The following is a 25,559-nucleotide window of genomic DNA, read 5'->3' on the forward strand; positions in this document are numbered from 1 at the left end:
GCATCAGTCGGGGAATCTGTTGACTGACACTCTGCTATCGGGGGCAAGCCCCCTCCCACATTTGGTACCCCATACCGTCTGTAGGAACGTGGAAACTTTCAGGCAAATATCGCAGTCATCCCATAACGGAGGTCAATCCACCCATCATTTACGGGAGCAAGCATGGCGGCGATTCATATCGGCATTTCCGGCTGGCGCTACACGCCCTGGCGCGGGGACTTCTACCCCGAGGGGCTGACCCAGAAACGCGAGCTGCAGTTTGCGTCACGTGCCGTCAACAGCATTGAAATCAACGGCTCGTTCTACGCGCTGCAAACCCCCAAGCGCTACGCCGAATGGTATGCCGATACGCCTGAGGGCTTTGTGTTCAGCGTCAAGGCGCCGCGGTATATCACCCATATCCTTCGCCTGCGGGAGGTGCACAAGCCGATGGCGAATTTCTTCGCCTCCGGGGTATTGGAGCTGAAGGAAAAACTCGGCCCCATCCTCTGGCAGTTCCCGCCCAGCTTCAAGTTCGACGCCGCGCTGTTTGAAACCTTCCTAGCCGAACTCCCCACCGATACCTATCAGGCCGCCGCCCTGGCCCGCCAACATGAGTCACGCCTGAACGGCAAGGCCAGCATGAAAGCCTATGCCAAGAAGCCGTTGCGCCATGCGGTGGAGATTCGCCACAAAAGTTTTGCCGTGCCGGAGTTTGTGCAGATGCTGGACAAACACGGCGTCGCTCTGGTGGTTGCGGACACCGCCGGCAAGTGGCCATATCTCGAAGACGTCACTGCCAACTTCATGTACTTGCGCTTGCACGGCGACAAGCAGTTGTATGCCAGTGGCTATAGCGCCGAAGCGCTCAAGCGCTGGGGCGATCGCATCGAGCGCTGGGCCCATGGCAAGCAACCTGCGGACGCGCACCTCGTCGCTCCCCAGCATAAGCCTCGCGCCCGTAAACAGCGCGACGTGTTCTGCTTTTTCGACAACGACATCAAGGTACGTGCGCCCTTCGATGCACGCCAATTGCTGCAGCGTTTCGAACTGGACAAGCACCTGGCCACCGAGCCCGGCAAGTTGCCGGAACCCGGAGTATTGCCATGACCCAGCCCGAATTGATTCCGATCACGCCGACCACTCCCATCACTCGTTTCACCGTGCTGACGGTCAATATCCACAAGGGCTTCACGGCCTTGAATCGGCGCTTCATCTTGCCCGAGTTGCGTGAGGCAGTGCGCAGCGTGGGCGCCGACATGGTGTTCCTGCAGGAAATCCACGGCACCCACGAACGTCATCCCCAGCGCTACAGCGACTGGCCAAAAATGCCCCAGTACGAATTCCTCGCCGACAGCATCTGGCCGCAATTTGCCTACGGTCGCAATGCGGTCTACCCCCATGGCGACCACGGCAATGCGCTGCTGTCGAAATTCCAGATCATTCGCTACGACAACCTCGATATTTCCCAAAGCGGCCACGAAAACCGTGGCCTGCTGCATTGCGTGCTGCGCTTGCCGGGTGGCGAGCGCGAGATACATGCGATCTGCATCCACCTGGGCTTGCGCGAGGTACATCGCCAGCAGCAATTGCGCTTGCTGGAGCAGCGCATCCGCGAGATCCCGGCCGATGCGCCGTTGGTGGTCGCCGGCGATTTCAACGACTGGCGCCAAAAGGCCGACCTGAGCCAAAGTGGCCTCCATGAGGTGTTTGTGCATGCCCATGGCAAGCCGGCACGCACCTTTCCGGCACGCCTGCCATTGCTGCCTCTGGACCGCATCTATGTGCGCAACCTGACGATCCATAATCCCCGCGTGCTCACCACGCGGCCCTGGTCTCACCTGTCGGACCATGTGCCCCTGTCGGTGGAGATTGAGCTATGAACGTTGCGGTAGAGCATATCGCCACCGACCAGCCGCCGGACGACAGCAAGGCGCGCGACCTGGATTACGGCTGGCAGAGCGGCAACCGTGTGGAGTTGCTGGAAAATGGCGAGGCCTACTTTCCCGCCGTGTTCGACGCCTTGCGCGGCGCCCAGCGCGAAATCCTGCTGGAGACCTTCATCCTGTTTGAAGACAAGGTTGGCCACGAGCTGCAAGGCATCCTTATCGAAGCGGCGCAGCGCGGGGTGAAAGTGGTGGTCAGCCTCGATGGCTTTGGTTGCGGCGAGCTGAGCCCGGCCTTTCTCAGTGAATTGGCCGAGGCTGGCGTGATGGTGCAGATGTTCGACCCAGCCTCCAAGACCCTGGGCATTCGCACCAACTGGTTCCGCCGCCTGCACCGCAAGATTGTGGTAGTGGACGCCAACGTGGCGTTTATCGGCGGGATCAATTTTTCCGCCGACCACTTGGCGGACTTCGGCCCCGAGGCCAAGCAGGATTATTCAGTGCAGGTGATCGGCCCAGCCGTGGCTGACCTGCACCATTTCGCCCTGGCCCAAAGTGGCCGCCAGGTGCGCAGCCGTCGTGGCTGGCGACGGCGCCAGCAACGGCCTTCACCCTGGACCAACGAACAAGGTGACGGCCTGGTGCGTCTGATTTATCGCGACAATATCCAGCACCGCGACGACATCGAAGAGGCGTATATCCATGCCCTGAGCCAAGCCCGCCAGCGAGTGGTGATCGCCAACGCCTACTTCTTCCCTGGCTATCGCCTGCTGCGCGAGATTCGTAACGCGGCGCGCCGTGGCGTACATGTGCAATTGATCATGCAGGGCCAGCCCGATGTGCTGCTGGCCAAGCTGGCGGCGCGCATGCTCTACGACTATCTGCTCAAGGATGGCGTGGTAATTCACGAATACTGCCAACGCCCGTTGCACGGCAAGGTTGCGCTGGTGGACGACGAATGGAGCACCGTGGGCTCCAGCAACCTCGACCCGCTGAGCCTGGCATTGAACCTGGAAGCCAATGTGCTGATTCGCGACCGAGCCTTCAATCAGCAACTGTACGAAAGCCTGGAAACACTCGCCAGCAATCATTGCCAGACCATTCCCGCAAAGCGCAAGCCGCGCCTGTGGCTCTGGCGCCTGACCGTGGGGTTCCTGGTGTTCCATGTGATGCGCCACTTCCCTGCGCTGACCGGCTGGTTGCCAGCGCACAAGCCGCGCCTGAAACCTTTTGAGAGTAGGCCCCATGACGCCTGAAACCAGCGGTTCGCGGTTCAAGCGCTGGAAGAAACCGCTGACGATTGCATTCTTCCTGCTGCTGATCGTGCTGTTCACCCTGCTCGCCCGGCGTATCGACTGGAGCGAAGTGTTCCAGACCCTGAGCGACTTCAAGCTGCGCACGTTGCTCATCGCGGGCGCACTGACCTTGTGCAGTTTTATCGTCTACGCCTGTTTCGACCTGATCGGCCGCACCTACATTCGCCAGCCGCTGCGCTGGAAACAGATCCTGCCGGTGGGCATCATCAGCTACGCGTTCAACCTCAACCTCAGCGCCTGGGTAGGCGGCATCGCCATGCGCTATCGGTTGTATTCCCGACTGGGCGTGAGCACCAGCAATATCGCCAAGATCCTCGGCCTGAGCCTGGCCACCAATTGGTTTGGCTATATGGCTCTGGCCGGGGTGGTGTTCAGCAGCGGGCTGGTTACCATGCCGCCCGGCTGGAAGCTCAGCAGTGGCGCCTTGCAAGGTGTCGGCGTGTTGTTGGTAATCGCGAGCCTAGGGTATCTGGCGGCATGCCGGTTTTCGAAAAAACGCGCATGGTCGATCCGTGGCGTCGAGATCAACCTGCCGTCGCTGCGCATGGCCTGCCTGCAACTGGCCCTGGGCGCCTTGAACTGGTCGCTGATGGCAGCGGTGATTTTTACCCTGCTGCCGGCCAAACTGGATTACCCGCTGGTGTTGGGGGTGCTGCTGATCAGCGCGATTGCCGGCGTGGTCACCCATATACCTGCCGGGCTTGGGGTGTTAGAGGCAGTGTTTATCGGCCTGCTGCAACACGAGGCGTCGCGAGGGAGTTTACTGGCAGGGCTGATCGCGTATCGGGCGATTTACTTCATTTGCCCGCTGTTGATTGCGTTGGTGATGTACCTGGGCGTGGAAGCCAAGGCCAAGGCCCTGCGGGTGAAGAAAACACCCGCTTAGCGCGTCAGCGGGATTGAATGATGCTTAACCGCTCGCCCACCACCATCTCGGTAATCCAGTCCACCAGGATCGAGGTGTAGGCCTGTTGCGACACCGGGTCACTCAGGGAATGATCGGCACCATCGATGATCCGGTGGGTCAGGGAATGGGTCTGCTGGCACGCCGCGCGATAGCTCATGATGGTGGCGTGGGGCACATGATCGTCGGTTTCCGATTCGACGATCAGCACATCGCCAGTAAATTGTGCGCAGGCATGCAGGGCACGGTTGGTCTCGGCATGCACGAGGGTGCCGCGGTAATCCATCAAGTCGGCTTTATCCAGGTCGCGCTTGGGCTTGAGCCATTCCTGGTCGCGGTACAGAGCGGGCACCCGCAGCGCCAGCCAACGCACTGGGCGTAGCGAGGTGAGGATGGCCGCCAGGTAGCCGCCATAGCTGGTGCCAACCACCGCCACCGCCGAGGTATCGATAGCCGGGTGAGACAGCAGGCGGTCGTAGGCGGCCAGCAGGTCGCGCAGGTTGTCTTCACGGGTAACGCGGGATAAGGGAATGCCGGTGCCGGCGTGGCCGCGCAGGTCGAAGGTCAGGCATACGCAGCCCAGGCCAGCAATGCCTTTGGCTCGCTCCAGGTCGCGCTCCTGGCTACCCCCCCAGCCGTGCACGAATAACACGCCAGGCACTTTGGATTTGGGGCTGAGAAATGTCCCGCTCATCTGTTCGTCGTCTATATCGATGGTGATGCTCTCGCTTCTAGCCGTCATAAGGTTTAACCGTCACATACTTAAGAAGAAAGTCGCTGTTTTCGGCCGGGCCTCGGTACACCTCGATGGCATCCGCCGGCAGCGCTTGCTCCACGTAGGTTTCCACCGAGGACACACGGATGGCTTTTAGGCCCGGGTTGTTGATAAAGCTCTGCAGCGCCGCGACCTCCGCGCTGCTCGCGCCGCCCATGCGCCAGGATTGCTCGAGTACGCCACTGCGGCGTTGGCCGTCGTTGTCCAGGCCCTGGGCAATGTCGTAGTTGCGCCGCGAGGCGTAGAAGCCCGGGTAGGCCTCGTCGGCAGCGTTGTCGAACACCCGAGCCTGCTCGATGGCTTCACGCACATCCTCTGGCAAGTCGAGGTTGAGCAGGTCTTCGTAGTAACCGCGGATGACCAAGAGGTTAGAGCCGCCGTAAACCTCTTCGCCCTGCCCGTCCTGGGTCAGGTACTGCTCGCCGCAGTAGCTGAATACGTGATCGCCGATAAAGCTCTGGCCCACACTGTGGGTGACCACGTCGTGCAGGTCCTGTTCCAGCACCACGCCCTCGCTGAACATCTTGCTCGCTTCTGGACGTGCCAAGATTGCGTCGAATTCATCGAGGCTGTGGATAACTTCCTGACCACGTCCGGCACAGGCGTGCACCGGTTTCAGGCGGATCGGCCCACTGTAGAGCAGGCGCGTGGCGGCGGGTCTTGCGTCTTCAAGACTGAACACGCTCAGCCCATCCAACACCACGTTACGCACGCGCTGGCAGAATAGCGGCGACCAACCTTCAGGCGCTGTTGCCTCAGGACTCAGCAGGCCGTGGCTGATAGCTTTGGTGCAGATGAAATCGTGATCGACATAACCGCCCCACAAATCTTCGGGCCCCTTGATATTGAGTTCACGCGCTTGAGCGGGCCCAACCAGAGTTTGTGTAGGTAAAAGATACAGATCACGCCCGGCGTGCAAATCGGAGTCGTAACTGCCACCGAACTTGAGTCCCAGGATCTGCGCCAGCCAGCGAGCCAAGGCGCGGTTGGTTTCAACTTCATGCTGCGGCGCGCGCTCTCGCGTTGAGTGTGCGACCACCAGCTTCTTGCAATTCGTTGGGGTCATGCGTTCCCCTTGGCTATCCCGCCCATATGTGTAGCAAGGAGGCTGCATGGATCAGGCCAACGCACGGGTAATAAGGATGGTCGTTAAATCAATCAGTTGCGGGAAAAGTGATGGCCGTTAGCCTGTTTTATTCTGCACGACACGCGTTACACCACACTGCGTTCTGCACGATTCAAACACCAAATCGGTTGCGGTAATCACTGGGGGCCAGGCCAGTGATCTTCTTGAAAATCGCTCGAAAAGCGCTGGGGTCCTGATAACCCACGGTCCAGGCAATATAGTCGATGGTGCCGTTAGTGAACTCCAGCATTTGTCGCGCCTTGCCTACCCGCAGGTGCTGACAGTACTCGGTGGGCTTCAATCCGGTCGCAGTGCGAAAACGCCGCAGGAACGTGCGCTCTTCAAGGTTCGCCTCCCGTGCCATCGCCGCCACGCCCACATCCACCGCGCCACTGGCTTGCAGCCAATGCTGGACCTTGAGGATCGCACTGTCGCCGTGCCTGAGAATCGGCGCAAAGTTGCTGCCGCACTGGCTGGCGCTGTCGCTGTGTTCGATCACCAGAAACCGCGCCGTGTCGGCCGCGATGCTTGGGCCCATCAGCCGGTCGACCAGGCGCAGGCCCAGCTCGGACCAGGCCATCAGCCCAGCGGTGGTGATCAGGTCGCCGTCATCGACAATGGGTTTATCCGCGTCCAGGCGCACCGCCGGGTAACGAGCCGCGAAGGTTTTCGCGGATGACCAGTGGGTGGTGGCGCTGCGCCCATCCAACAGGCCGCTGCGCGCCAGCATGATCGAGCCGATGCACACGCCGCCAAGCACCGTGCCGGCGGCATGCTGCTGGCGGATCCACTCCAGCAGCGCCGGCGGCGCCTGGTCTTCGGTGAACTCGCCAATCGACGGGGGCACCAGCACGGCCATCATCGCTTGGTCCGGACCTGGGTGACTGTCAAACCCGCGCGCAGGCGTACCTTGGGCATCCACCTGCCAGTGGCTGACCCGCAACAGCGGCAGTTGCCCGGTTCGATGCTCGGCGGCGATGCGATTAGCCACCCCGAACAGGTCGGTCAGGCCATGCACCGCCGCCATTTGCGCCCCCTGGTAGATCAACACCCCCAGCTCGACGGTCCCGCGTTCCACGCCCATTGTCAGTTTTACCCCTGTAATTGTCGGTGCAGCCAATCCTCGGCCTGATCGCCAGCTAAGATACTAGGCCCATCAACCCATCACGAGGCAATACACATGGCCAAGCAGGCGCTCATCCTAATCGATATCCAGAACGACTACTTCCCCCAGGGCAAGTGGCCCCTCGACGGTGTGGAAGCCGCGGCGGACAAGGCGGCGCAAGTGCTAGAGGCGTTTCGCCAGGCCGGCGATGCAGTGATTCATGTTCGGCATGAATTCGAAGGCGCCGACGCACCGTTCTTTACACCGGGCTCCGAAGGCGCGCATTTGCATGCCAAGGTGTTGAACGAGGGCGATGAACCGGTCGTGCTCAAGCACTTCGTGAATGCGTTTCGCCAAACCAACCTGCGCACTTTGTTGGAACAGCGCAGCATCACCGAGGTGGTGGTAGTCGGTAGCATGAGCCATATGTGCGTGGATGCGGTGGTGCGGGCGGCGGCGGACCTTGGTTACAAAGTCACGGTGATCCATGACGCGTGTGCCACTCGCGATCAGGAATTCAACGGGCAGGTCATCCCGGCGGCTCAGGTGCAAGGGGCATACATGGCGGCCCTGGCCTTCGGCTATGCGGGCGTGGTGTCGGCGGATGAATTCTTGAAGGCGCAAGCGGCGGCCGCGTGACCGCCCCTCGGGTCGATGGCTTTAGCGTGTAGCAATGACGAACAGGCGGGGAAATGGCAGCAATACAGTGCCATCGGCCAGGGCCGGGTAGGCCTGGGTGATTCGCGCCTGGTATGCCTGCAGGAAAGCGGCTTTTTCATCACTGCTTAACGGCGCGAGAAAGGGCCGCAATGCCGACGCCTTGAACCACTCCACTACCGCCGCGTGATCCGCCAGCGGGTGCTGATAAGTGGTGCGCCACACATCCACGGCACTGCAATGCTTGCTCAGCAGTTCGTAATAGTAGCTCGCGGTGTGCCGCTCATTGTGTTTGACCGCACCGATCTTCGAGGACCATGGGCCGTCGGCCGCGACTTCGCGGGCCAGCCGATGAGCAGGTTCGTCAAGGTTATCGGGTGTTTGCACCGCCAGCGTGCCGCCTGGGTTCAGTTGGTTGACCAAGTGCGGGTAGAGCGTGGCGTGGTCGGGCAGCCATTGCAGCGAGGCATTGGCCAGGATCACATCGAAACTCTGTGCCGGACTCCAGGCGCCGATATCTGCCAGCTCGAAGTTCAGCGCCGGCAGGCGCTTGCGCGCATCGGCCAACATGTCATCGGAGCTGTCCATGCCGGTCACCTGCGCCTCGGGGAAGCGTTCGGCCAGCACTTCAGTGGAGTTGCCCGGCCCACACCCCAAGTCAACGGCTGTGCGCACGTCAGGTGTGGGAATGGCCGCGACCAGGTCACGGACGGGGCGAGTGCGTTGCTGTTCGAACAGCGTGTATTGCTTGGCGGACCAGCTCATACGTCTCTCCTTGTTTTAGAGGCGGGCTACAGCCTAAATCGAGTGCCCCATGAGAACAAATGTATCCAGTGGACGTCGCCTGGGCATAGGCGAAAAAAAACCCCCGAAGCTTTCGCTAGCGGGGGTTTTGTTCATTCCGGGGGCCTTGGACCTTCCTCAGAACGGAATATCGTCATCAAAACTGTCGAAATCCTGGGCCGGTTGCGGGGCAGCCTGTTGTGGCGCTGGGCGCGATTCACGCTGTGGCTGCTGGGCTGGCTGCGGACGCGACTGCTGTGGACGCGGTGCCGAGTTGGACATGCCGCCCTGGCCTTGTTGGTCGCCCTGTGGACGGCCACCCAGCAGCTGCATGGTGCCTTGCATGTCGACCACGATTTCGGTGGTGTAGCGCTTGATACCGTCTTTTTCCCACTCGCGGGTTTGCAGTTTGCCTTCGATGTAGACCTGCGAACCTTTGCGCAGGTACTCACCGGCGATCTCAGCGACCTTGCCGAACATCGACACACGGTGCCATTCGGTTTTCTCGACCTTCTGGCCGGTCTGCTTGTCGGTCCACTGTTCGCTGGTCGCCAGACTCAGGTTGGTCACGGCATTACCGTTAGGCAAGTAGCGAACTTCGGGATCCTGGCCGCAAGTACCGACCAATATGACTTTGTTAACCCCACGGGCCATAACGTTCTCCTAGGCTGGGCGCGCTGTCGGCACTGGGTTGACCAGTTGCTCGAGCGTCGCGCGATCCAATAATTCGGTGTCCAATTTGATGTAAATGGCCGCCTCTTCAGCGACCACGACTGCATCCGTTACCCCTACGACGGCCTTCAGGCGCTCTACCAGGCCGGCTTCGCGGATCGCCTCGGGCGATAGCGGCAAACGCAGGCTTGTGACGTAGGGAGGTTCGCGCATGGTAACAGCAAAGACCAGCCAAAGTGCAGCCAGCCCGGCGCATCCTAGGAAGACAACCGACAAACCGCCATGCTGGAACATCCAGCCCCCCATGATGCCGCCCAGCGCAGAGCCGAGGAACTGGCTGGTGGAATACACCCCCATGGCCGTGCCCTTGCCACCGGCCGGTGAAACCTTACTGATCAACGACGGCAGCGAGGCCTCCAGCAGGTTGAACGCGGTGAAGAACACCACGGTACCGATGACCAGTGCTCGCAAGCTATCGCCGAACTTCCAGAAGAATAGCTCAGTGAGCAGCAGCGTCGCGACGGCGCCGAGCAGAACTCGTTTCATTTTGCGTTTCTTCTCGCCATAGATGATGAACGGGATCATGGCGAAGAACGAAATCAGCAGCGCGGTAAGGTACACCCACCAATGCTGCTCCTTGGGCAGGCCGGCTTTTTCCACCAGGGCCAGGGGCAAGGCGACGAAGCTGCACATCAACATGGCGTGCAACACGAAGATACCCAAATCCAGGCGCAGCAGGTCTGGGTGTTTGAGCGTGGGCAGCAACGCCTGGCGGGCGACACCGGATTCACGATGGGCCAGCGTGCCAGTGGAGCGCGGCACCATAAAGGCCACGATCACGATACCGAACAACGCCATGCCTCCAGTGGCCAGGAATAGCCCGTGCAAGCCAAACGCACGGGTCAGCAAAGGGCCGATCACCATGGCCACGGCGAACGACAGGCCGATGGTCATGCCGATCATGGCCATGGCCTTGGTGCGGTGCTGTTCACGGGTCAGGTCCGACAGCAAGGCCATGACCGCAGCGGAAATCGCGCCCGCGCCCTGCAGGATGCGCCCGGCGATCACGCCCCAGATCGAGTCGGATTGGGCCGCGAGCACGCTGCCGAGGGCGAACACGATCAAGCCGAGGTAAATCACCGGGCGGCGACCAATGCGGTCGGAAATGATCCCGAACGGAATCTGGAAAATCGCCTGGGTCAGGCCATAGGCGCCAATCGCCAGGCCGATCAAAGCGGGGGTCGCGCCTGCGAGATCCATTCCATAGGTCGCCAGTACCGGCAACACCATAAACATGCCCAGCATACGGAAGGCGAACACCAGGGCCAGACCGCTTGCCGCTCGGGTCTCGCCGCTACTCATGCGTTCGCTGTGGGGATCGTGCATGGAAAAACCTCGTGTGAACCGGCGGCGATTCTACCAGTCCCATCGATTGAGAGGGTATATGCGGCGCTTTGCCGCGCAGCTTTCATGTAGGGCTGCAAGCGGCCTTTTGACAGTGTATATTCATCCAGTCTTTAGCCGTATACTCCGGCATTATTTACGCCCGCCGTGCGAGGCCATCTTGGACAAGATCCTGATTCGTGGGGCTAGAACCCACAACCTGAAGAACATCGACCTGACCCTGCCCCGGGACAAACTGATCGTCATCACCGGTTTGTCCGGCTCCGGCAAGTCGTCCCTGGCGTTCGACACGCTGTATGCCGAAGGTCAGCGTCGTTATGTGGAATCGCTGTCGGCCTATGCCCGGCAGTTCCTGTCGATGATGGAAAAGCCCGACGTCGACACCATCGAAGGCCTGTCGCCGGCGATTTCCATCGAGCAGAAGTCGACCTCCCACAACCCGCGTTCCACCGTGGGCACCATTACCGAGATCTACGACTACCTGCGCCTGCTGTACGCGCGGGTTGGTATTCCGCGTTGCCCGGACCACGACATTCCTCTGGAAGCCCAGACCGTCAGCCAAATGGTCGACCTGGTGCTGGCCCAGCCGGAAGGCGCCAAGCTGATGCTGCTGGCGCCCGTTATCCGCGAGCGCAAAGGCGAACACCTTTCGGTCTTCGAAGAGCTTCGGGCCCAAGGCTTCGTACGCGCACGCATCAACGGCAAGCTTTATGAGCTGGATGAAGCGCCGAAGCTCGACAAGCAGAAAAAGCATTCGATCGATGTGGTGGTCGACCGCTTCAAGGTCCGCGCCGACTTGCAGCAGCGTTTGGCGGAATCCTTCGAGACCGCGCTGAAGCTGGCCGATGGCATTGCCTTGGTAGCACCCATGGATGACGAGCCGGGCGAAGAGATCATCTTCTCCGCGCGCTTCGCCTGCCCGATCTGTGGCCATGCCATCAGCGAGCTGGAACCCAAGCTGTTTTCCTTCAACAACCCGGCCGGCGCCTGCCCGACGTGCGATGGCCTGGGCGTGAAGCAGTTTTTCGATATCAAGCGCCTGGTCAATGGCGACCTGACCCTGGCCGAGGGGGCGATACGTGGCTGGGACAGGCGTAACGTCTACTACTTCCAGATGCTCGGGTCGTTGGCGTCCCACTACAAGTTCAGCCTGGAAGTGCCGTTCAACCAACTGCCGGCCGACCAGCAGAAGGTCATTCTCCACGGCAGCGGTTCGCAGAACGTCGACTTCAAGTACCTGAACGACCGCGGCGATATCGTCAAGCGCTCGCACCCGTTCGAAGGCATCGTGCCGAACCTGGAGCGCCGCTACCGCGAAACCGAATCGGCGAGCGTGCGTGAAGAACTGGCTAAATTCCTCAGCACCCAGCCTTGCCCGGATTGCCGTGGCACGCGCCTGCGCCGTGAAGCACGACATGTATGGGTAGGCGAGAAAACCCTGCCGGCGGTGACCAATCTACCGATTGGCGATGCGTGCGAATATTTTGGCGTGCTCAAGCTGACCGGGCGTCGCGGGGAGATTGCCGACAAGATCCTCAAGGAGATTCGCGAGCGGTTGCAGTTCCTGATCAACGTCGGCCTGGACTACCTGTCTCTGGATCGCAGCGCCGATACCTTGTCGGGTGGTGAAGCACAGCGGATCCGCTTGGCCAGCCAGATTGGTGCGGGCCTGGTAGGCGTGCTGTATATCCTCGACGAGCCTTCGATTGGGTTGCACCAGCGGGATAACGATCGCCTGCTGGGTACGTTGAAACACCTGCGGGATATCGGCAACACCGTGATTGTGGTCGAGCACGATGAAGACGCTATCCGGCTGGCAGATTATGTGGTCGATATCGGCCCAGGCGCTGGCGTGCATGGCGGACATATCGTTGCCGAGGGCACGCCTGCCGAAGTAATGGCCCACCCCGATTCGTTGACCGGCAAGTATTTGTCTGGCCGGGTGAAGATCGAAGTACCTGCCAAGCGTACTCCGCGTAACAAGAAAATGGCGCTGCATCTTAAAGGCGCGCGCGGGAACAACCTGCGCAATGTCGACCTGGAGATTCCGCTGGGCCTGCTGACCTGCGTGACCGGTGTTTCCGGCTCGGGCAAGTCGACCCTGATCAACAACACGTTGTTCCCATTGAGTGCCACCGCCCTGAACGGCGCGACCACCCTGGAAGCGGCTGCCCATGACAGCATCAAGGGCCTGGAACACCTGGACAAGGTGGTCGATATTGACCAGAGCCCGATCGGCCGCACACCGCGTTCCAACCCGGCGACCTACACCGGGTTGTTTACACCGATTCGCGAGCTGTTTGCTGGCGTTCCGGAGTCCCGTTCGCGAGGGTATGGGCCTGGCCGGTTCTCGTTCAACGTCAAGGGCGGGCGCTGTGAAGCATGCCAGGGCGACGGCCTGATCAAGGTAGAGATGCACTTCCTGCCGGACATCTACGTGCCGTGCGACGTGTGCAAGAGCAAGCGCTACAACCGCGAGACCCTGGAGATCAAGTACAAGGGCAAGAGCATCCACGAAACTCTCGAGATGACCATCGAAGAAGCGCGGGTGTTCTTCGATGCGGTCCCCGCATTGGCGCGCAAGCTGCAGACGTTGATGGATGTGGGCCTGTCGTATATCAAGCTGGGGCAATCGGCGACCACCTTATCGGGGGGCGAGGCGCAGCGGGTCAAGTTGTCTCGCGAGCTGTCCAAGCGCGATACCGGCAAGACCCTGTACATCCTCGATGAGCCGACCACCGGCCTGCACTTCGCGGATATCCAGCAATTGCTTGACGTACTGCACCGCCTTCGCGACCACGGCAATACCGTGGTGGTGATCGAGCACAACCTCGATGTAATCAAGACCGCTGACTGGTTGGTGGACCTGGGGCCGGAAGGTGGCTCCAAGGGTGGCCAGATCATCGCCGTGGGCACACCGGAGCAAGTCTCCGAGATGTCGCAGTCACACACGGGTTATTACTTGAAGCCGTTGTTGGCGCGCGACCGGGCCTGATTTTCAGGCCCCAATAAAAAGCCCCTGTCACGTTGCGGTGACAGGGGCTTTTTTGTAGCCGGACGTTAGAACTGCGACTGCAGGTAATTCTCCAGGCCAATCAACTTGATCAGGCCCAACTGCTTTTCCAGCCAGTAGGTGTGATCTTCTTCGGTGTCATTCAACTGGACACGCAGTATTTCCCGGGTGACATAGTCGTTGTGCTGCTCACACAGCTCGATGCCCTTGCACAGGGCCGCACGGACCTTGTATTCGAGACGCAGGTCGGCAGCGAGCATGTCAGGTACCGTTGTGCCCACATCCAAGTCATCGGGACGCATGCGTGGCGTACCTTCGAGCATCAGGATACGGCGCATCAGCGCGTCAGCATGCTGTGCCTCTTCTTCCATCTCGTGGTTGATACGCTCGTAGAGCTCGGTGAAGCCCCAGTCTTCGTACATACGCGAGTGGATGAAATATTGGTCACGAGCTGCCAGTTCGCCCGTCAGCAACGTGTTGAGGTAATCGATTACGTCGGGGTGACCTTGCATCGCCCTACATCTCCCTACTTGAAAGGCTGTAGTTTGAACCATGATGACTTGAAGGTCACGGGATCAACGGCAGAAAAGTGAAGATTTCCTGAGAAAAGTAGCTGAAATAACGCAAAAACCGCCCAAATGAGGGCGGTTCTGCTTATCGTTTAGAGTCAGTTAAGCGATACACCCAGTGCCTTTGCGATTGCTTCTCCATAAGCCGGGTCGGCCTTGTAGAAATGCTGCAATTGACGCTGGACCACATCGCTGGAAACTCCCGCCATCGCACCGGCAATGTTGCTGGTAAGCAGGGCTTTTTGCTCATCGTTCATCAGGCGGAACAACGCACCCGCATGGCTGTAGTAGTCGGTGTCTTCACGATGATCGTAACGATCCGCGGCGCCGCTCAGGGCCAATGCAGGTTCTGCATATTGCGGGGCTTGTTTCGGCGCATCGGCGTAGCTGTTTGGTTCGTAGTTGGGAGCCGCACCACCGTTACTGCCGAAGGCCATCGAACCGTCACGCTGGTAGCTGTTCACCGGGTTGCGTGGCGCATTCACCGGCAATTGCTGGTGGTTGGTGCCAACACGGTAGCGGTGGGCATCTGCGTAAGCGAAAACCCGACCTTGCAGCATGCGGTCCGGCGACAGGCCAACACCTGGAACCATGTTGCTTGGGCCGAATGCAGCCTGTTCCACTTCAGCGAAGTAGTTCTGCGGATTGCGGTTGAGCTCCAGCTCACCCACTTCAATCAACGGGAACTCTTTTTGCGACCAGGTCTTAGTCACGTCAAACGGGTTCTCGTAGTGAGCATTCGCCTGGGCCTCAGTCATGATCTGGATGCAGACGCGCCATTTCGGGAAGTCACCGCGCTCAATCGCCCCAAACAGATCACGCTGGGCATAGTCAGGATCAGTCCCTGCAAGTCGGGCAGCCTCGGCTGGCGCCAGGTTCTTGATACCTTGCTTGGTCTTGTAGTGCCATTTCACCCAATGACGTTCGCCCTTGGCATTGATAAGGCTGTAAGTGTGGCTACCGAAGCCATGCATGTGACGATAACCGTCTGGAATACCGCGGTCCGAAAACAGGATGGTGACCTGGTGCAGCGCCTCAGGAGAGTGCGACCAGAAGTCCCACATCATCTGCGCGCTTTTCAAGTTGCTTTGCGGCAGGCGTTTCTGGGTGTGGATAAAGTCCGGGAATTTCAATGGGTCGCGGATGAAGAACACCGGGGTGTTGTTACCCACGATGTCCCAGTTGCCTTCTTCGGTGTAGAACTTCAAGGCGAAGCCACGTGGATCGCGCTCGGTGTCAGCCGAACCGCGCTCGCCACCTACAGTGGAGAACCGCAGAAAGGTCGGCGTTTGCTTACCAACCGATTCGAACAGCTTGGCGCTGGTGTACTGGGTGATGTCTTTTGTCACAGTGAACGTACCGTAGGCACCCGACCCTTTGGCGTGCACACGACGCTCAGGGATGTTTTCACGGTTGAAGTGAGCGAGCTTCTCGATCAGGTGAAAATCGTCGAGCAGCAACGGCCCGCGAGGACCGGCGGAACGCGAGTTCTGGTTGTCTGCGACGGGGGCGCCGCTGGCGGTGGTAAGGACTTTATTCTGGCTCATGCGCAATCTTCCTCAGGTCGGGCTTGGAACTGCCGGCTAATCGGCTTGGAGGGAGTATTGATCATCAACATGACGTGTACAAATTCATTAAATCGTAAGCATCAATAGAAAATAACTAATAACTCCCCAATAGTCATAGTACCCAGCGCCGATGAGTGAAAGCTTGTATCTATTGAGCTTTTCTTACGCGCACAAAAAACCGGACACTAGGCCCGGTTCTTCGTTATAGCTTGTCGTCTTACTCGGCGGATACAGCTTCGCCAGCAGTAGCACGATCAACCAACTCGACGTACGCCATAGGCGCGTTGTCGCCAGCGCGGAAACCGCACTTGAGGATGCGCAGGTAGCCACCCTCACGGGTAGCGTAACGCTTGCCCAGGTCGTTGAAGAGCTTACCAACGATAGCTTTCGAACGAGTACGGTCGAAAGCCAGACGGCGGTTAGCCAGGCTGTCTGTCTTGGCCAAAGTGATCAGCGGCTCAGCAACGCGACGCAGTTCTTTAGCTTTCGGCAGTGTAGTTTTGATCAGCTCGTGCTCGAACAGCGACACCGCCATGTTTTGGAACATGGCCTTGCGGTGCGAGCTGGTACGGCTCAGGTGACGACCACTTTTACGATGACGCATGGTTCATTCCTTACCAAACTCACGTTCGGTGATTACGACGATCAGGCAGTCGCCTTGTCGTCCTTCTTAAGACTTGCAGGCGGCCAGTTGTCGAGGCGCATGCCGAGGGACAGACCGCGGGAGGCCAGAACGTCCTTGATTTCAGTCAAGGATTTCTTGCCCAGGTTCGGAGTCTTCAACAGTTCTACTTCGGTACGCTGAATCAGGTCGCCGATGTAGTAAATGTTTTCCGCCTTAAGGCAGTTAGCCGAACGTACAGTCAGTTCCAGATCGTCAACCGGGCGAAGCAGGATCGGATCGATCTCGTCTTCTTGCTCGATTACCACTGGTTCGCTGTCACCCTTGAGGTCGACGAACGCAGCCAACTGCTGTTGCAGAATGGTTGCAGCGCGGCGGATAGCCTCTTCAGGATCCAGGGTACCGTTGGTTTCCAGATCAATAACCAGCTTGTCCAGGTTAGTCCGCTGCTCGACACGGGCGTTTTCCACCACGTATGCGATACGGCGAACCGGGCTGAACGAAGAGTCAAGCTGCAAGCGACCAATGCTGCGGCTTTCGTCTTCATCGCTCTGACGCGAGTCGGCCGGTTCATAACCACGACCACGAGCTACAGTGAGCTTCATGTTCAGGGCGCCGTTAGACGCCAGGTTAGCGATTACGTGATCGGGGTTAACGATCTCGACATCATGATCCAGCTGAATATCGGCAGCGGTAACCACCCCCGAACCCTTCTTCGACAAGGTCAGCGTAACTTCGTCACGGCCGTGCAGCTTGATAGCCAGACCTTTAAGGTTCAACAGGATTTCAATTACGTCTTCCTGTACACCTTCGATGGCGCTGTACTCGTGGAGCACACCGTCAATCTCGGCCTCGACTACTGCACAGCCGGGCATTGAGGACAACAGGATGCGGCGCAGCGCGTTGCCCAGGGTGTGGCCAAAACCACGCTCGAGAGGCTCGAGAGTAATTTTGGCGCGGGTTGGACTGACAACCTGCACATCAATGTGGCGGGGTGTCAGGAACTCATTTACCGAAATCTGCATGGATGCACCTATTTTCTAGCCCTTACTTGGAGTAGAGCTCGACAATCAGGCTTTCGTTGATGTCGGCGGACAGATCACTGCGAGCAGGAACGTTCTTGAAAACGCCCGACTTCTTCTCAGTGTCTACTTCTACCCATTCTACGCGGCCACGTTGGGCACACAGATCGAGAGCTTGGACAATGCGAAGTTGGTTTTTTGCTTTCTCGCGAACTGCGACCACGTCACCAGCACGAACCTGGTAGGACGGAACGTTTACGGTCTGACCGTTAACGCTGATCGACTTGTGCGATACCAGCTGACGGGATTCGGCACGAGTCGAACCAAAGCCCATACGGTATACAACGTTGTCCAGACGGCATTCGAGCAGTTGCAGCAGGTTTTCACCGGTTGCACCTTTCTTGCCAGCAGCTTCTTTGTAGTAGCCGCTGAACTGACGCTCGAGAACGCCGTAAATACGACGGACCTTCTGCTTTTCACGCAGTTGGGTGCCGTAATCGGACTGGCGACCGCGGCGTTGGCCGTGGATACCAGGTGCTGCTTCAATGTTGCACTTCGATTCGATCGCGCGCACGCCGCTCTTCAGAAAGAGATCGGTGCCCTCGCGACGAGCGAGTTTGCATTTTGGACCAATGTAACGAGCCATTCTTTACAATCTCCTGGATTACACGCGGCGCTTCTTCGGCGGACGGCACCCGTTGTGCGGGATTGGCGTCACGTCGGTGATGCTGGCGATCTTATAGCCACAGCCGTTCAAAGCACGGACAGCAGACTCACGACCTGGACCTGGACCTTTGACGTTAACGTCGAGGTTTTTCAGGCCGTATTCCAGCGCAGCTTGACCAGCACGTTCAGCAGCTACTTGAGCAGCAAACGGGGTGGACTTGCGGGAACCGCGGAAACCCGAACCACCGGAGGTAGCCCAAGAAAGCGCGTTACCTTGACGGTCGGTGATGGTCACGATGGTGTTGTTAAAAGATGCATGGATGTGGGCGATGCCATCAACCACTGTCTTTTTAACTTTTTTACGAGGACGAGCAGCAGGTTTTGCCATGATAATTTTCCTGTCGATTCGCTGGGGCGATTACTTGCGGATCGGCTTACGCGGACCTTTACGGGTACGCGCGTTAGTCTTGGTACGCTGACCGCGTACTGGAAGACCACGACGATGACGCAGACCGCGATAGCAACCGAGGTCCATCAAACGCTTGATTTTCATGTTGATTTCGCGACGCAGGTCACCTTCAGTGGTGAACTTCGCCACTTCGCCACGCAGCTGTTCAATCTGCTCGTCGCTCAGATCCTTGATCTTAGCGGCTGGGTTTACCCCAGCAACTGCGCAAATTTTCTGCGCAGTAGTGCGACCAACACCATAGATGTAGGTCAGCGAGATAACAGTGTGCTTGTTATCTGGAATGTTAACGCCTGCAATACGGGCCATTCAGTGGGACTCCAATTGACAGCTACCTACGCCCCGGAAGCCAAGAAATAGGGCGCGAGATAATATCGCTGTAATAACAAATAATCAACCCGGCAGCGCACTAGCTGCCGGGCTTCAAGCGGATCACACTCAGCCTTGGCGCTGTTTGTGACGCGGTTCCGCGCTGCAAATTACTCGAACAACACCTTCGCGGCGAATAATCTTGCAGTTACGGCACAGCTTTTTCACCGATGCACGAACTTTCATCACCAACTCCTCGAACCTTATGGGTACTCAGCGCAACATGCCGCTGCCGTAACCCTTCAGGTTGGCTTTCTTCATCAGGGATTCGTACTGGTGCGAAACGAGGTGCGATTGTACTTGGGACATGAAGTCCATCACAACCACGACCACGATCAGCAACGAGGTCCCGCCAAGGTAGAACGGAACGTTTGCTGCAACCACCAGGAACTGGGGCAACAAGCACACGGCCGTCATATATAGAGCACCGAACAGGGTCAAACGAGTCAGAACGCCATCAATGTAGCGTGCCGACTGCTCACCTGGACGGATGCCCGGAATAAAGGCACCGGACTTCTTCAGGTTTTCCGCTACGTCTTTCGGATTGAACATCAACGCCGTATAGAAGAAGCAGAAGAAAATAATCCCTGCACTAAACAGCAGAATATTCAACGGCTGACCAGGAGCGATCGACTGAGAGAGGTCCTGCAGCCAGCCCATATTTTCGGACTGACCAAACCAGGTACCCAACGAAGCCGGAAACAGCAAGATGCTGCTCGCGAAAATTGCCGGAATAACGCCGGCCATATTCACTTTCAGCGGCAAGTGGCTGGTCTGCGCAGCAAAGACCTTACGGCCCTGCTGACGCTTGGCGTAGTGAACAGCAATACGACGCTGGCCACGCTCAATGAACACCACAAAACCGATAATCGCTACTGCCAGCAAACCGATGGCAACCAAGGCGAAGATATTGATATCACCCTGACGCGCAGACTCGAAAGACTGCCCGATTGCTCTCGGAAGACCGGCGACGATACCTGCGAAAATCAACATCGAGATACCGTTGCCAACACCACGCTCAGTAATCTGCTCACCCAGCCACATCATGAACATCGCACCAGCCACAAAAGTGGATACTGCAACGAAATGGAAGCCAAAGTCACCAGTGAACGCAACGCCCTGCCCGGCCAGGCCAACGGACATGCCGATAGCTTGAACCAGGGCGAGGACGACAGTGCCGTAGCGGGTGTACTGGCTAATCTTGCGACGGCCAGCTTCACCTTCCTTCTTCAACTGCTCCAGTTGCGGGCTGACGGCTGTCATCAGTTGCATGATGATCGATGCCGAGATGTACGGCATGATCCCCAGTGCAAAGATGCTCATCCGCTCCAGCGCGCCGCCGGAAAACATGTTGAACAAGCTAAGAATGGTCCCCTCATTCTGTCGAAACAGGTCTGCGAGTCGGTCCGGGTTGATACCTGGAACCGGGATGTGTGCGCCTATTCGGTAGACGATAATCGCCAGGAACAGAAAACGCAGACGAGCCCAAAGTTCAGACATACCGCCTTTGCCGAGCGCTGAGAGAGCACCTTGCTTAGCCATTTATTCCTCGAACTTGCCGCCAGCTGCTTCGATAGCCGAACGCGCACCTTTGGTGGCGCCGATTCCCTTGCCGATAGTGACAGCGCGAGTCACTTCACCGGACAGCATGATTTTCACACGCTGTACGTTGACGTTGATCACGTTGGCATCTTTCAGGGTCTGCACAGTAACGATGTCGCCTTCCACTTTAGCCAGCTCGGACAGACGCACTTCTGCGCGGTCCATGGCTTTCAGGGATACGAAACCGAACTTAGGCAGGCGACGATGCAGCGGCTGTTGACCGCCTTCAAAGCCTGGAGCGATGGTGCCACCGGAGCGGGAGGTTTGACCTTTGTGGCCACGGCCACCAGTCTTACCCAAACCGCTACCGATACCACGGCCCGGACGATGCTTTTCGCGACGGGAACCCGGCGCTGGACTCAGATCATTGAGTTTCATCGATTAACCCTCTACACGCAGCATGTAGTAAGCCTTGTTGATCATCCCGCGATTCTCGGGAGTATCCTGGACTTCTACAGTGTGACCGATGCGACGCAGACCCAAACCTTTAACACACAGTTTGTGGTTAGGGATGCGGCCGGTCATGCTTTTGATCAGCGTTACTTTAACGGTAGCCATGATCAGAAGATCTCCTTGACAGTCAGACCACGCTTGGCAGCGATGGACTCAGGAGATTGCATAGCCTTCAGACCCTTGAAAGTGGCGTGAACCACGTTTACCGGGTTAGTCGAGCCGTAGCACTTGGCCAGAACGTTCTGAACGCCAGCAACCTCGAGGACAGCACGCATAGCGCCGCCAGCGATGATACCGGTACCTTCAGAAGCAGGCTGCATGTACACCTTCGAAGCGCCATGGGCGGACTTCATTGCGTACTGCAGAGTGGTGCCGTTCAGATCAACTTGGATCATGTTGCGACGAGCAGCTTCCATTGCCTTCTGGATCGCAGCAGGCACTTCACGTGACTTGCCACGGCCGAAGCCAACACGCCCTTTACCATCACCCACCACGGTCAACGCGGTGAAAGTGAAGATACGGCCGCCTTTAACGGTTTTGGCTACGCGGTTAACTTGAACCAGCTTCTCAATGTAGCCTTCGTCGCGCTTTTGGTCGTTATTTGACATAACTTAGAACTCCAGCCCAGCTTCACGAGCAGCATCAGCCAGCGCTTTCACGCGACCGTGGTACTTGAAGCCAGAGCGGTCGAAAGCCACTTGCGAGACGCCAGCGGCCTTAGCACGCGTAGCGACCAGCTGGCCAACCTTTGTGGCCGCGTCGATGTTGCCAGTGGCACCATCACGCAGTTCTTTATCCAAAGTCGAGGCGCTTGCCAGGACTTTGTTGCCGTCGGCCGAGATGACCTGGGCGTAGATGTGCTGCGACGAGCGGAACACGCAGAGACGCACGACTTCGAGTTCGTGCATTTTCAGGCGTGCTTTGCGAGCGCGACGCAGTCGAGTAACTTTTTTGTCGGTCATTTGCTATGCCCTACTTCTTCTTGGCTTCTTTACGACGGACGACTTCGTCCGCGTAGCGCACACCTTTGCCTTTGTACGGCTCTGGTGGACGGAAGTCGCGGATCTCAGCGGCCACTTGACCTACCAGCTGCTTGTCGATGCCCTTGATCAGGATATCGGTCTGGCTAGGAGTCTCAGCAGTGATGCCCGCTGGCAGTTCGTAATCCACAGGGTGCGAGAAGCCAAGGGCAAGGTTCAGAACCGTGCCTTTTGCTTGCGCTTTGTAACCAACACCGACCAGCTGGAGCTTACGCTCGAAGCCTTGGCTTACGCCTTGGACCATGTTGTTTACCAACGCACGCGTGGTACCGGCCATTGCGCGAGTTTGTTGATCGCCATTGCGAGCAGCGAAACGCAGCTCACCAGCTTCTTCAACGATCTCAACGGACGAATGGATGTTCAGTTCAAGAGTACCCTTGGCACCCTTCACCGAAAGCTGTTGGCCTGCGAATTTGACTTCGACACCGGCTGGCAGCTTAACGGGGTTCTTAGCGACGCGTGACATGCTTATCCCCCCTTAGAACACAGTGCAAAGAACTTCGCCGCCGACACCGGCAGCGCGCGCAGCACGATCCGTCATCACACCTTTGTTGGTGGAGACGATAGACACGCCCAGACCGCCACGAACTTTCGGCAGATCTTCAGCGGACTTGTACTGACGCAGGCCTGGACGGCTAACGCGCTTCACTTCCTCGATGACCGAACGGCCTTCGAAGTACTTCAGCTCGATGGACAGCAGTGGTTTGATTTCGCTGCTGATCTGATAACCCGCAATGTAGCCTTCGTCTTTCAGGACTTTGGCAACAGCTACCTTCAACTTGGAAGATGGCATGCTTACGACGGACTTTTCAGCCATCTGGGCATTACGGATACGAGTTAGCATGTCCGCTAACGGGTCCTGCATACTCATGGGCTAGACGCTCCTAATACAAAAAAATTAGCCTTGCGGCTACATATGTCGCCGAGAATCTCCGAGCACAAAAAACACGGGCTCAGGCGAGCCGCGTATTTTAGACATACTCCAGAAATGAAACAAGCCCCAAAAGGGGCTTGATCCAGATTCAAGGTCACCGGCGGTCAGTATCTCGCGATTCCGACCACCTGGACGTTGAAAGTACTTACCAGCTGGCTTTAACCAGACCTGGTACGTCACCACGCATTGCCGCTTCACGCAGTTTGTTACGGCCGAGGCCGAACTTGCGGTAAACGCCGTGTGGACGACCGGTCAGGCGGCAGCGGTTACGCATGCGCGAAGCGCTTGCGTCACGTGGCTGCTTCTGCAGAGCAACTGTAGCTTCCCAACGCGCTTCTGGACTTGCGTTCAGATCAACGATGATTGCTTTCAGTGCTGCACGCTTCTTGGCGTACTTGGCAACCGTGAGCTGACGCTTCAGCTCGCGGTTTTTCATGCTCATCTTGGCCATGGTCCTACTCCAATCAGTTGCGGAACGGGAATTTGAACGCACGCAGCAGAGCGCGGCCTTCATCATCGTTCTTGGCAGTGGTGGTCAGGGTGATGTCCAGACCGCGGAGAGCATCGATCTTGTCGTAGTCGATTTCCGGGAAGATAATCTGCTCTTTAACGCCCATGCTGTAGTTACCACGACCATCGAAGGACTTGGCATTCAGGCCGCGGAAGTCGCGTACCCGAGGCAGGGAGATCGACAGCAGACGATCCAGGAATTCGTACATACGCTCACGGCGCAGAGTCACTTTGACGCCGATCGGCCAACCTTCACGGACTTTAAAGCCAGCGATGGATTTCCGAGCGTAAGTCACAACGACTTTTTGACCGGTGATCTTTTCCAGGTCAGCAACAGCGTGCTCGATGACTTTTTTGTCGCCGATCGCTTCGCCCAGACCCATGTTCAGGGTGATTTTGGTGACGCGCGGAACTTCCATCACGTTCCCGAGCTTAAGTTCTTCCTTAAGCTTAGGGGCGATTTCCTTCCGGTAAATCTCTTGTAGTCGTGCCATGGTCTAATCTACCTAGCAGTGTTCAAGCATCAACCGCTTTTTGGGTCGACTTGAAGACACGAATTTTCTTACCGTCTTCTACTTTGAAACCAACGCGGTCAGCCTTGTTGGTTTCACCGTTGAAGATGGCGACGTTAGAAGCGTCCAGCGGAGCTTCTTTCTCGACGATACCGCCCTGCACGCCCGACATCGGGTTAGGCTTGGTATGACGCTTGACCAGGTTCAGACCACCGATAACCAGACGGTTATTGGCGAGAACCTTAAGCACCTTACCGCGCTTACCTTTGTCTTTGCCGGCGATCACGATGATCTCGTCGTCACGACGAATCTTTTGCATGTCGGATCTCCTTACAGCACTTCTGGGGCGAGCGAGACGATCTTCATGAACTTCTCAGTACGAAGTTCACGGGTCACTGGCCCAAAGATACGGGTGCCGATAGGCTCTTGCTTGTTGTTCAGAAGAACAGCAGCGTTGCCATCAAAGCGGATAATGGAGCCATCTGCACGACGTACGCCGTGACGAGTGCGGACTACAACAGCAGTCATCACTTGGCCTTTTTTCACCTTACCGCGAGGAATTGCTTCCTTCACGGTAACTTTGATGATGTCACCGATACCAGCGTAACGACGATGGGAGCCACCCAGCACCTTGATGCACATAACACGGCGAGCGCCGCTGTTATCGGCCACATCGAGCATGGATTGAGTCTGAATCATATAATTTCTCCGACCCCTAGTCCTTAGACTTCCACAGCGCGTTCGAGAATATCAACCAGTGCCCAAGACTTGGTCTTGGCCAGCGGACGAGTTTCACGAATAGTGACTTTGTCGCCGATGTGGCACTGGTTGGTTTCGTCGTGCGCGTGCAGCTTAGTCGAACGCTTAACATATTTACCGTAGATCGGGTGCTTAACGCGACGCTCGATCAAAACGGTGATGGTTTTGTCCATCTTGTCGCTGACAACACGGCCAGTCAGCGTACGGACAGTCTTTTCGGCTTCAGCCATGATCACTTACCTGCCTGCTGGTTGAGCACAGTCTTCACGCGAGCGATGTCACGCTTAACTTGCGAGAGCAGATGAGACTGCCCCAACTGGCCAGTTGCTTTCTGCATGCGCAGATTGAACTGGTCGCGCAGCAGGCCGAGCAGTTGCTCGTTCAGCTGCTGTGCGGATTTTTCACGAAGTTCATTCGCTTTCATCACATCACCGTCCGTTTAACAAAGGAGGTGGCGAGCGGCAGCTTTGCAGCAGCCAGGGCGAAAGCCTCACGCGCCAGCTCTTCAGAAACGCCCTCGATTTCATACAGGACTTTGCCTGGCTGAATCTGGGCTACCCAGTATTCCACGTTACCCTTACCTTTACCCATCCGAACCTCGAGAGGTTTTTTGGAGATCGGCTTGTCCGGGAATACACGGATCCAGATCTTGCCGCCACGTTTTACGTGACGGGTCAGAGCACGACGCGCTGACTCGATCTGACGAGCGGTGAGACGACCACGAGCTACAGACTTCAGCGCGAACTCGCCGAAGCTGACTTTGCTACCGCGCTGAGCCAGACCACGGTTGTGGCCTGTCATCTGCTTGCGGAACTTCGTACGCTTAGGTTGCAACATTTGGCGTACC

At 57.9% G+C, this 25,559-nt stretch carries 34 protein-coding genes; 6 read left to right on the forward strand and 28 right to left on the reverse strand.

Going from position 1 to position 25,559, the window contains the following annotated elements; all coding sequences use genetic code 11:
- Positions 1 to 162 precede the first annotated feature (162 nt).
- The 4 genes from QYQ93_RS26075 to QYQ93_RS26090 are packed head-to-tail and all read left to right on the forward strand — an operon-like array spanning position 163 to position 4,067.
- The gene (locus QYQ93_RS26075) at positions 163 to 1,089 is read left to right on the forward strand and encodes a DUF72 domain-containing protein (RefSeq protein ID WP_043050055.1); all 927 of its coding nucleotides are present in this window, start codon (positions 163 to 165) and stop codon (positions 1,087 to 1,089) included.
- Entirely contained in the window at positions 1,086 to 1,862 is a 777-nt protein-coding gene (locus tag QYQ93_RS26080) for an endonuclease/exonuclease/phosphatase family protein (protein ID WP_046069754.1), read from the forward strand. Before QYQ93_RS26075 ends, QYQ93_RS26080 begins: the two co-directional genes overlap by 4 nt.
- Positions 1,859 to 3,121, forward strand: a complete 1,263-nt coding sequence (clsB, locus tag QYQ93_RS26085) for a cardiolipin synthase ClsB (RefSeq protein WP_338475809.1) — start codon at positions 1,859 to 1,861, stop codon at positions 3,119 to 3,121. Before QYQ93_RS26080 ends, clsB begins: the two co-directional genes overlap by 4 nt.
- Positions 3,111 to 4,067 carry a lysylphosphatidylglycerol synthase domain-containing protein gene (locus QYQ93_RS26090; protein WP_338475810.1) on the forward strand — a complete coding sequence of 319 codons (957 nt, stop codon included), beginning with the start codon at positions 3,111 to 3,113 and terminating at the stop codon, positions 4,065 to 4,067. The genes clsB and QYQ93_RS26090 overlap by 11 nt, the downstream gene beginning before the upstream one ends.
- A 4-nt stretch (positions 4,068 to 4,071) precedes the next feature.
- Here QYQ93_RS26090 and QYQ93_RS26095 read toward each other — a convergent pair whose 3' ends face one another.
- The 3 genes from QYQ93_RS26095 to QYQ93_RS26105 form a co-directional block, all read right to left on the reverse strand.
- Positions 4,072 to 4,827: an alpha/beta hydrolase family protein gene (locus tag QYQ93_RS26095; RefSeq protein WP_043050059.1), complete on the reverse strand. Its 756-nt coding sequence runs from the start codon at positions 4,825 to 4,827 to the stop codon at positions 4,072 to 4,074.
- Positions 4,817 to 5,926 carry a DUF3182 family protein gene (locus tag QYQ93_RS26100; protein WP_338475811.1) on the reverse strand — a complete coding sequence of 370 codons (1,110 nt, stop codon included), beginning with the start codon at positions 5,924 to 5,926 and terminating at the stop codon, positions 4,817 to 4,819. Before QYQ93_RS26100 ends, QYQ93_RS26095 begins: the two co-directional genes overlap by 11 nt.
- Positions 5,927 to 6,098: 172 nt before the next feature.
- A complete protein-coding gene (locus tag QYQ93_RS26105; protein WP_338475812.1) occupies positions 6,099 to 7,070 on the reverse strand; it encodes a GlxA family transcriptional regulator in 972 nt (323 codons plus the stop codon).
- A gap of 96 nt (positions 7,071 to 7,166) precedes the next feature.
- On the opposite strand from QYQ93_RS26105, the gene QYQ93_RS26110 reads away from it, so the two are divergent.
- Positions 7,167 to 7,730: a cysteine hydrolase family protein gene (locus tag QYQ93_RS26110; RefSeq protein WP_338475813.1), complete on the forward strand. Its 564-nt coding sequence runs from the start codon at positions 7,167 to 7,169 to the stop codon at positions 7,728 to 7,730.
- A 21-nt stretch (positions 7,731 to 7,751) separates the two neighbouring features.
- Here the strand turns inward: QYQ93_RS26110 and tam are convergent, their stop codons facing one another.
- From tam to QYQ93_RS26125, 3 genes are all read right to left on the reverse strand, one after another.
- The gene (gene tam, locus QYQ93_RS26115; RefSeq protein WP_338475814.1) at positions 7,752 to 8,513 is read right to left on the reverse strand and encodes a trans-aconitate 2-methyltransferase; all 762 of its coding nucleotides are present in this window, start codon (positions 8,511 to 8,513) and stop codon (positions 7,752 to 7,754) included.
- 156 nt (positions 8,514 to 8,669) lie between these two features.
- Entirely contained in the window at positions 8,670 to 9,185 is a 516-nt protein-coding gene (locus QYQ93_RS26120; protein WP_043050064.1) for a single-stranded DNA-binding protein, read from the reverse strand.
- A gap of 9 nt (positions 9,186 to 9,194) precedes the next feature.
- Positions 9,195 to 10,589, reverse strand: a complete 1,395-nt coding sequence (locus tag QYQ93_RS26125; RefSeq protein WP_338475815.1) for an MFS transporter — start codon at positions 10,587 to 10,589, stop codon at positions 9,195 to 9,197.
- A gap of 178 nt (positions 10,590 to 10,767) precedes the next feature.
- Between QYQ93_RS26125 and uvrA the strand changes: the two genes are divergently transcribed.
- Positions 10,768 to 13,602 carry an excinuclease ABC subunit UvrA gene (gene uvrA / locus QYQ93_RS26130; RefSeq protein WP_338475816.1) on the forward strand — a complete coding sequence of 945 codons (2,835 nt, stop codon included), beginning with the start codon at positions 10,768 to 10,770 and terminating at the stop codon, positions 13,600 to 13,602.
- Between the two features lie 65 nt (positions 13,603 to 13,667).
- On the opposite strand, the gene bfr is transcribed toward uvrA, so the two are convergent.
- From bfr to rplP, 22 genes are all read right to left on the reverse strand, one after another.
- On the reverse strand, positions 13,668 to 14,132 hold the full coding sequence (bfr, locus tag QYQ93_RS26135; protein WP_003176400.1) for a bacterioferritin: 465 nt from the start codon (positions 14,130 to 14,132) through the stop codon (positions 13,668 to 13,670).
- A gap of 155 nt (positions 14,133 to 14,287) precedes the next feature.
- On the reverse strand, positions 14,288 to 15,736 hold the full coding sequence (locus tag QYQ93_RS26140; protein ID WP_043050067.1) for a catalase: 1,449 nt from the start codon (positions 15,734 to 15,736) through the stop codon (positions 14,288 to 14,290).
- A gap of 238 nt (positions 15,737 to 15,974) precedes the next feature.
- A complete protein-coding gene (gene rplQ, locus QYQ93_RS26145; protein WP_003176402.1) occupies positions 15,975 to 16,361 on the reverse strand; it encodes a 50S ribosomal protein L17 in 387 nt (128 codons plus the stop codon).
- 41 nt (positions 16,362 to 16,402) lie between these two features.
- Entirely contained in the window at positions 16,403 to 17,404 is a 1,002-nt protein-coding gene (locus tag QYQ93_RS26150) for a DNA-directed RNA polymerase subunit alpha (RefSeq protein ID WP_003176403.1), read from the reverse strand.
- 22 nt (positions 17,405 to 17,426) lie between these two features.
- Positions 17,427 to 18,047 (reverse strand): 30S ribosomal protein S4, encoded by a 621-nt coding sequence (gene rpsD, locus QYQ93_RS26155; protein WP_003176404.1) that lies wholly within the window; start codon positions 18,045 to 18,047, stop codon positions 17,427 to 17,429.
- Positions 18,048 to 18,065: 18 nt separating this feature from the next.
- Positions 18,066 to 18,455: a 30S ribosomal protein S11 gene (gene rpsK, locus QYQ93_RS26160; RefSeq protein WP_002555466.1), complete on the reverse strand. Its 390-nt coding sequence runs from the start codon at positions 18,453 to 18,455 to the stop codon at positions 18,066 to 18,068.
- 30 nt (positions 18,456 to 18,485) lie between these two features.
- Positions 18,486 to 18,842: a 30S ribosomal protein S13 gene (gene rpsM / locus QYQ93_RS26165; protein ID WP_003194635.1), complete on the reverse strand. Its 357-nt coding sequence runs from the start codon at positions 18,840 to 18,842 to the stop codon at positions 18,486 to 18,488.
- Between the two features lie 129 nt (positions 18,843 to 18,971).
- Positions 18,972 to 19,088, reverse strand: a complete 117-nt coding sequence (gene rpmJ / locus QYQ93_RS26170; RefSeq protein ID WP_002555468.1) for a 50S ribosomal protein L36 — start codon at positions 19,086 to 19,088, stop codon at positions 18,972 to 18,974.
- A 27-nt stretch (positions 19,089 to 19,115) separates the two neighbouring features.
- Positions 19,116 to 20,444, reverse strand: coding sequence for a preprotein translocase subunit SecY (gene secY / locus QYQ93_RS26175; protein WP_003194637.1), 1,329 nt, complete (start codon positions 20,442 to 20,444; stop codon positions 19,116 to 19,118).
- Positions 20,445 to 20,882: a 50S ribosomal protein L15 gene (gene rplO / locus QYQ93_RS26180; protein ID WP_003176407.1), complete on the reverse strand. Its 438-nt coding sequence runs from the start codon at positions 20,880 to 20,882 to the stop codon at positions 20,445 to 20,447.
- A gap of 3 nt (positions 20,883 to 20,885) precedes the next feature.
- Entirely contained in the window at positions 20,886 to 21,062 is a 177-nt protein-coding gene (gene rpmD / locus QYQ93_RS26185; RefSeq protein WP_003176408.1) for a 50S ribosomal protein L30, read from the reverse strand.
- 2 nt (positions 21,063 to 21,064) lie between these two features.
- Positions 21,065 to 21,565 carry a 30S ribosomal protein S5 gene (gene rpsE / locus QYQ93_RS26190; RefSeq protein WP_003176409.1) on the reverse strand — a complete coding sequence of 167 codons (501 nt, stop codon included), beginning with the start codon at positions 21,563 to 21,565 and terminating at the stop codon, positions 21,065 to 21,067.
- 3 nt (positions 21,566 to 21,568) lie between these two features.
- Positions 21,569 to 21,919: a 50S ribosomal protein L18 gene (gene rplR, locus QYQ93_RS26195; RefSeq protein WP_003186037.1), complete on the reverse strand. Its 351-nt coding sequence runs from the start codon at positions 21,917 to 21,919 to the stop codon at positions 21,569 to 21,571.
- A gap of 10 nt (positions 21,920 to 21,929) precedes the next feature.
- Entirely contained in the window at positions 21,930 to 22,463 is a 534-nt protein-coding gene (gene rplF, locus QYQ93_RS26200; RefSeq protein WP_003194640.1) for a 50S ribosomal protein L6, read from the reverse strand.
- 12 nt (positions 22,464 to 22,475) lie between these two features.
- A complete protein-coding gene (gene rpsH / locus QYQ93_RS26205) occupies positions 22,476 to 22,868 on the reverse strand; it encodes a 30S ribosomal protein S8 (RefSeq protein WP_003176413.1) in 393 nt (130 codons plus the stop codon).
- Positions 22,869 to 23,076: 208 nt separating this feature from the next.
- Positions 23,077 to 23,382 (reverse strand): 30S ribosomal protein S14, encoded by a 306-nt coding sequence (rpsN, locus tag QYQ93_RS26210; protein ID WP_003176414.1) that lies wholly within the window; start codon positions 23,380 to 23,382, stop codon positions 23,077 to 23,079.
- A gap of 13 nt (positions 23,383 to 23,395) precedes the next feature.
- On the reverse strand, positions 23,396 to 23,935 hold the full coding sequence (gene rplE, locus QYQ93_RS26215; RefSeq protein ID WP_003194642.1) for a 50S ribosomal protein L5: 540 nt from the start codon (positions 23,933 to 23,935) through the stop codon (positions 23,396 to 23,398).
- A gap of 22 nt (positions 23,936 to 23,957) precedes the next feature.
- A complete protein-coding gene (gene rplX, locus QYQ93_RS26220; RefSeq protein ID WP_003176416.1) occupies positions 23,958 to 24,272 on the reverse strand; it encodes a 50S ribosomal protein L24 in 315 nt (104 codons plus the stop codon).
- An 11-nt stretch (positions 24,273 to 24,283) separates the two neighbouring features.
- A complete protein-coding gene (gene rplN, locus QYQ93_RS26225) occupies positions 24,284 to 24,652 on the reverse strand; it encodes a 50S ribosomal protein L14 (protein ID WP_002555479.1) in 369 nt (122 codons plus the stop codon).
- 23 nt (positions 24,653 to 24,675) lie between these two features.
- The gene (gene rpsQ, locus QYQ93_RS26230) at positions 24,676 to 24,942 is read right to left on the reverse strand and encodes a 30S ribosomal protein S17 (protein WP_003444370.1); all 267 of its coding nucleotides are present in this window, start codon (positions 24,940 to 24,942) and stop codon (positions 24,676 to 24,678) included.
- A gap of 2 nt (positions 24,943 to 24,944) precedes the next feature.
- Entirely contained in the window at positions 24,945 to 25,136 is a 192-nt protein-coding gene (rpmC, locus tag QYQ93_RS26235) for a 50S ribosomal protein L29 (RefSeq protein ID WP_002555481.1), read from the reverse strand.
- Complete coding sequence (gene rplP / locus QYQ93_RS26240; protein ID WP_003176421.1) at positions 25,136 to 25,549, reverse strand: 50S ribosomal protein L16; 414 nt, start codon at positions 25,547 to 25,549, stop codon at positions 25,136 to 25,138. Before rplP ends, rpmC begins: the two co-directional genes overlap by 1 nt.
- Between the last annotated feature and the right edge of the window lie 10 nt (positions 25,550 to 25,559).

Origin of the sequence: Pseudomonas khavaziana (assembly GCF_036704165.1) — a bacterium.
Lineage (GTDB): Bacteria > Pseudomonadota > Gammaproteobacteria > Pseudomonadales > Pseudomonadaceae > Aquipseudomonas > Aquipseudomonas khavaziana.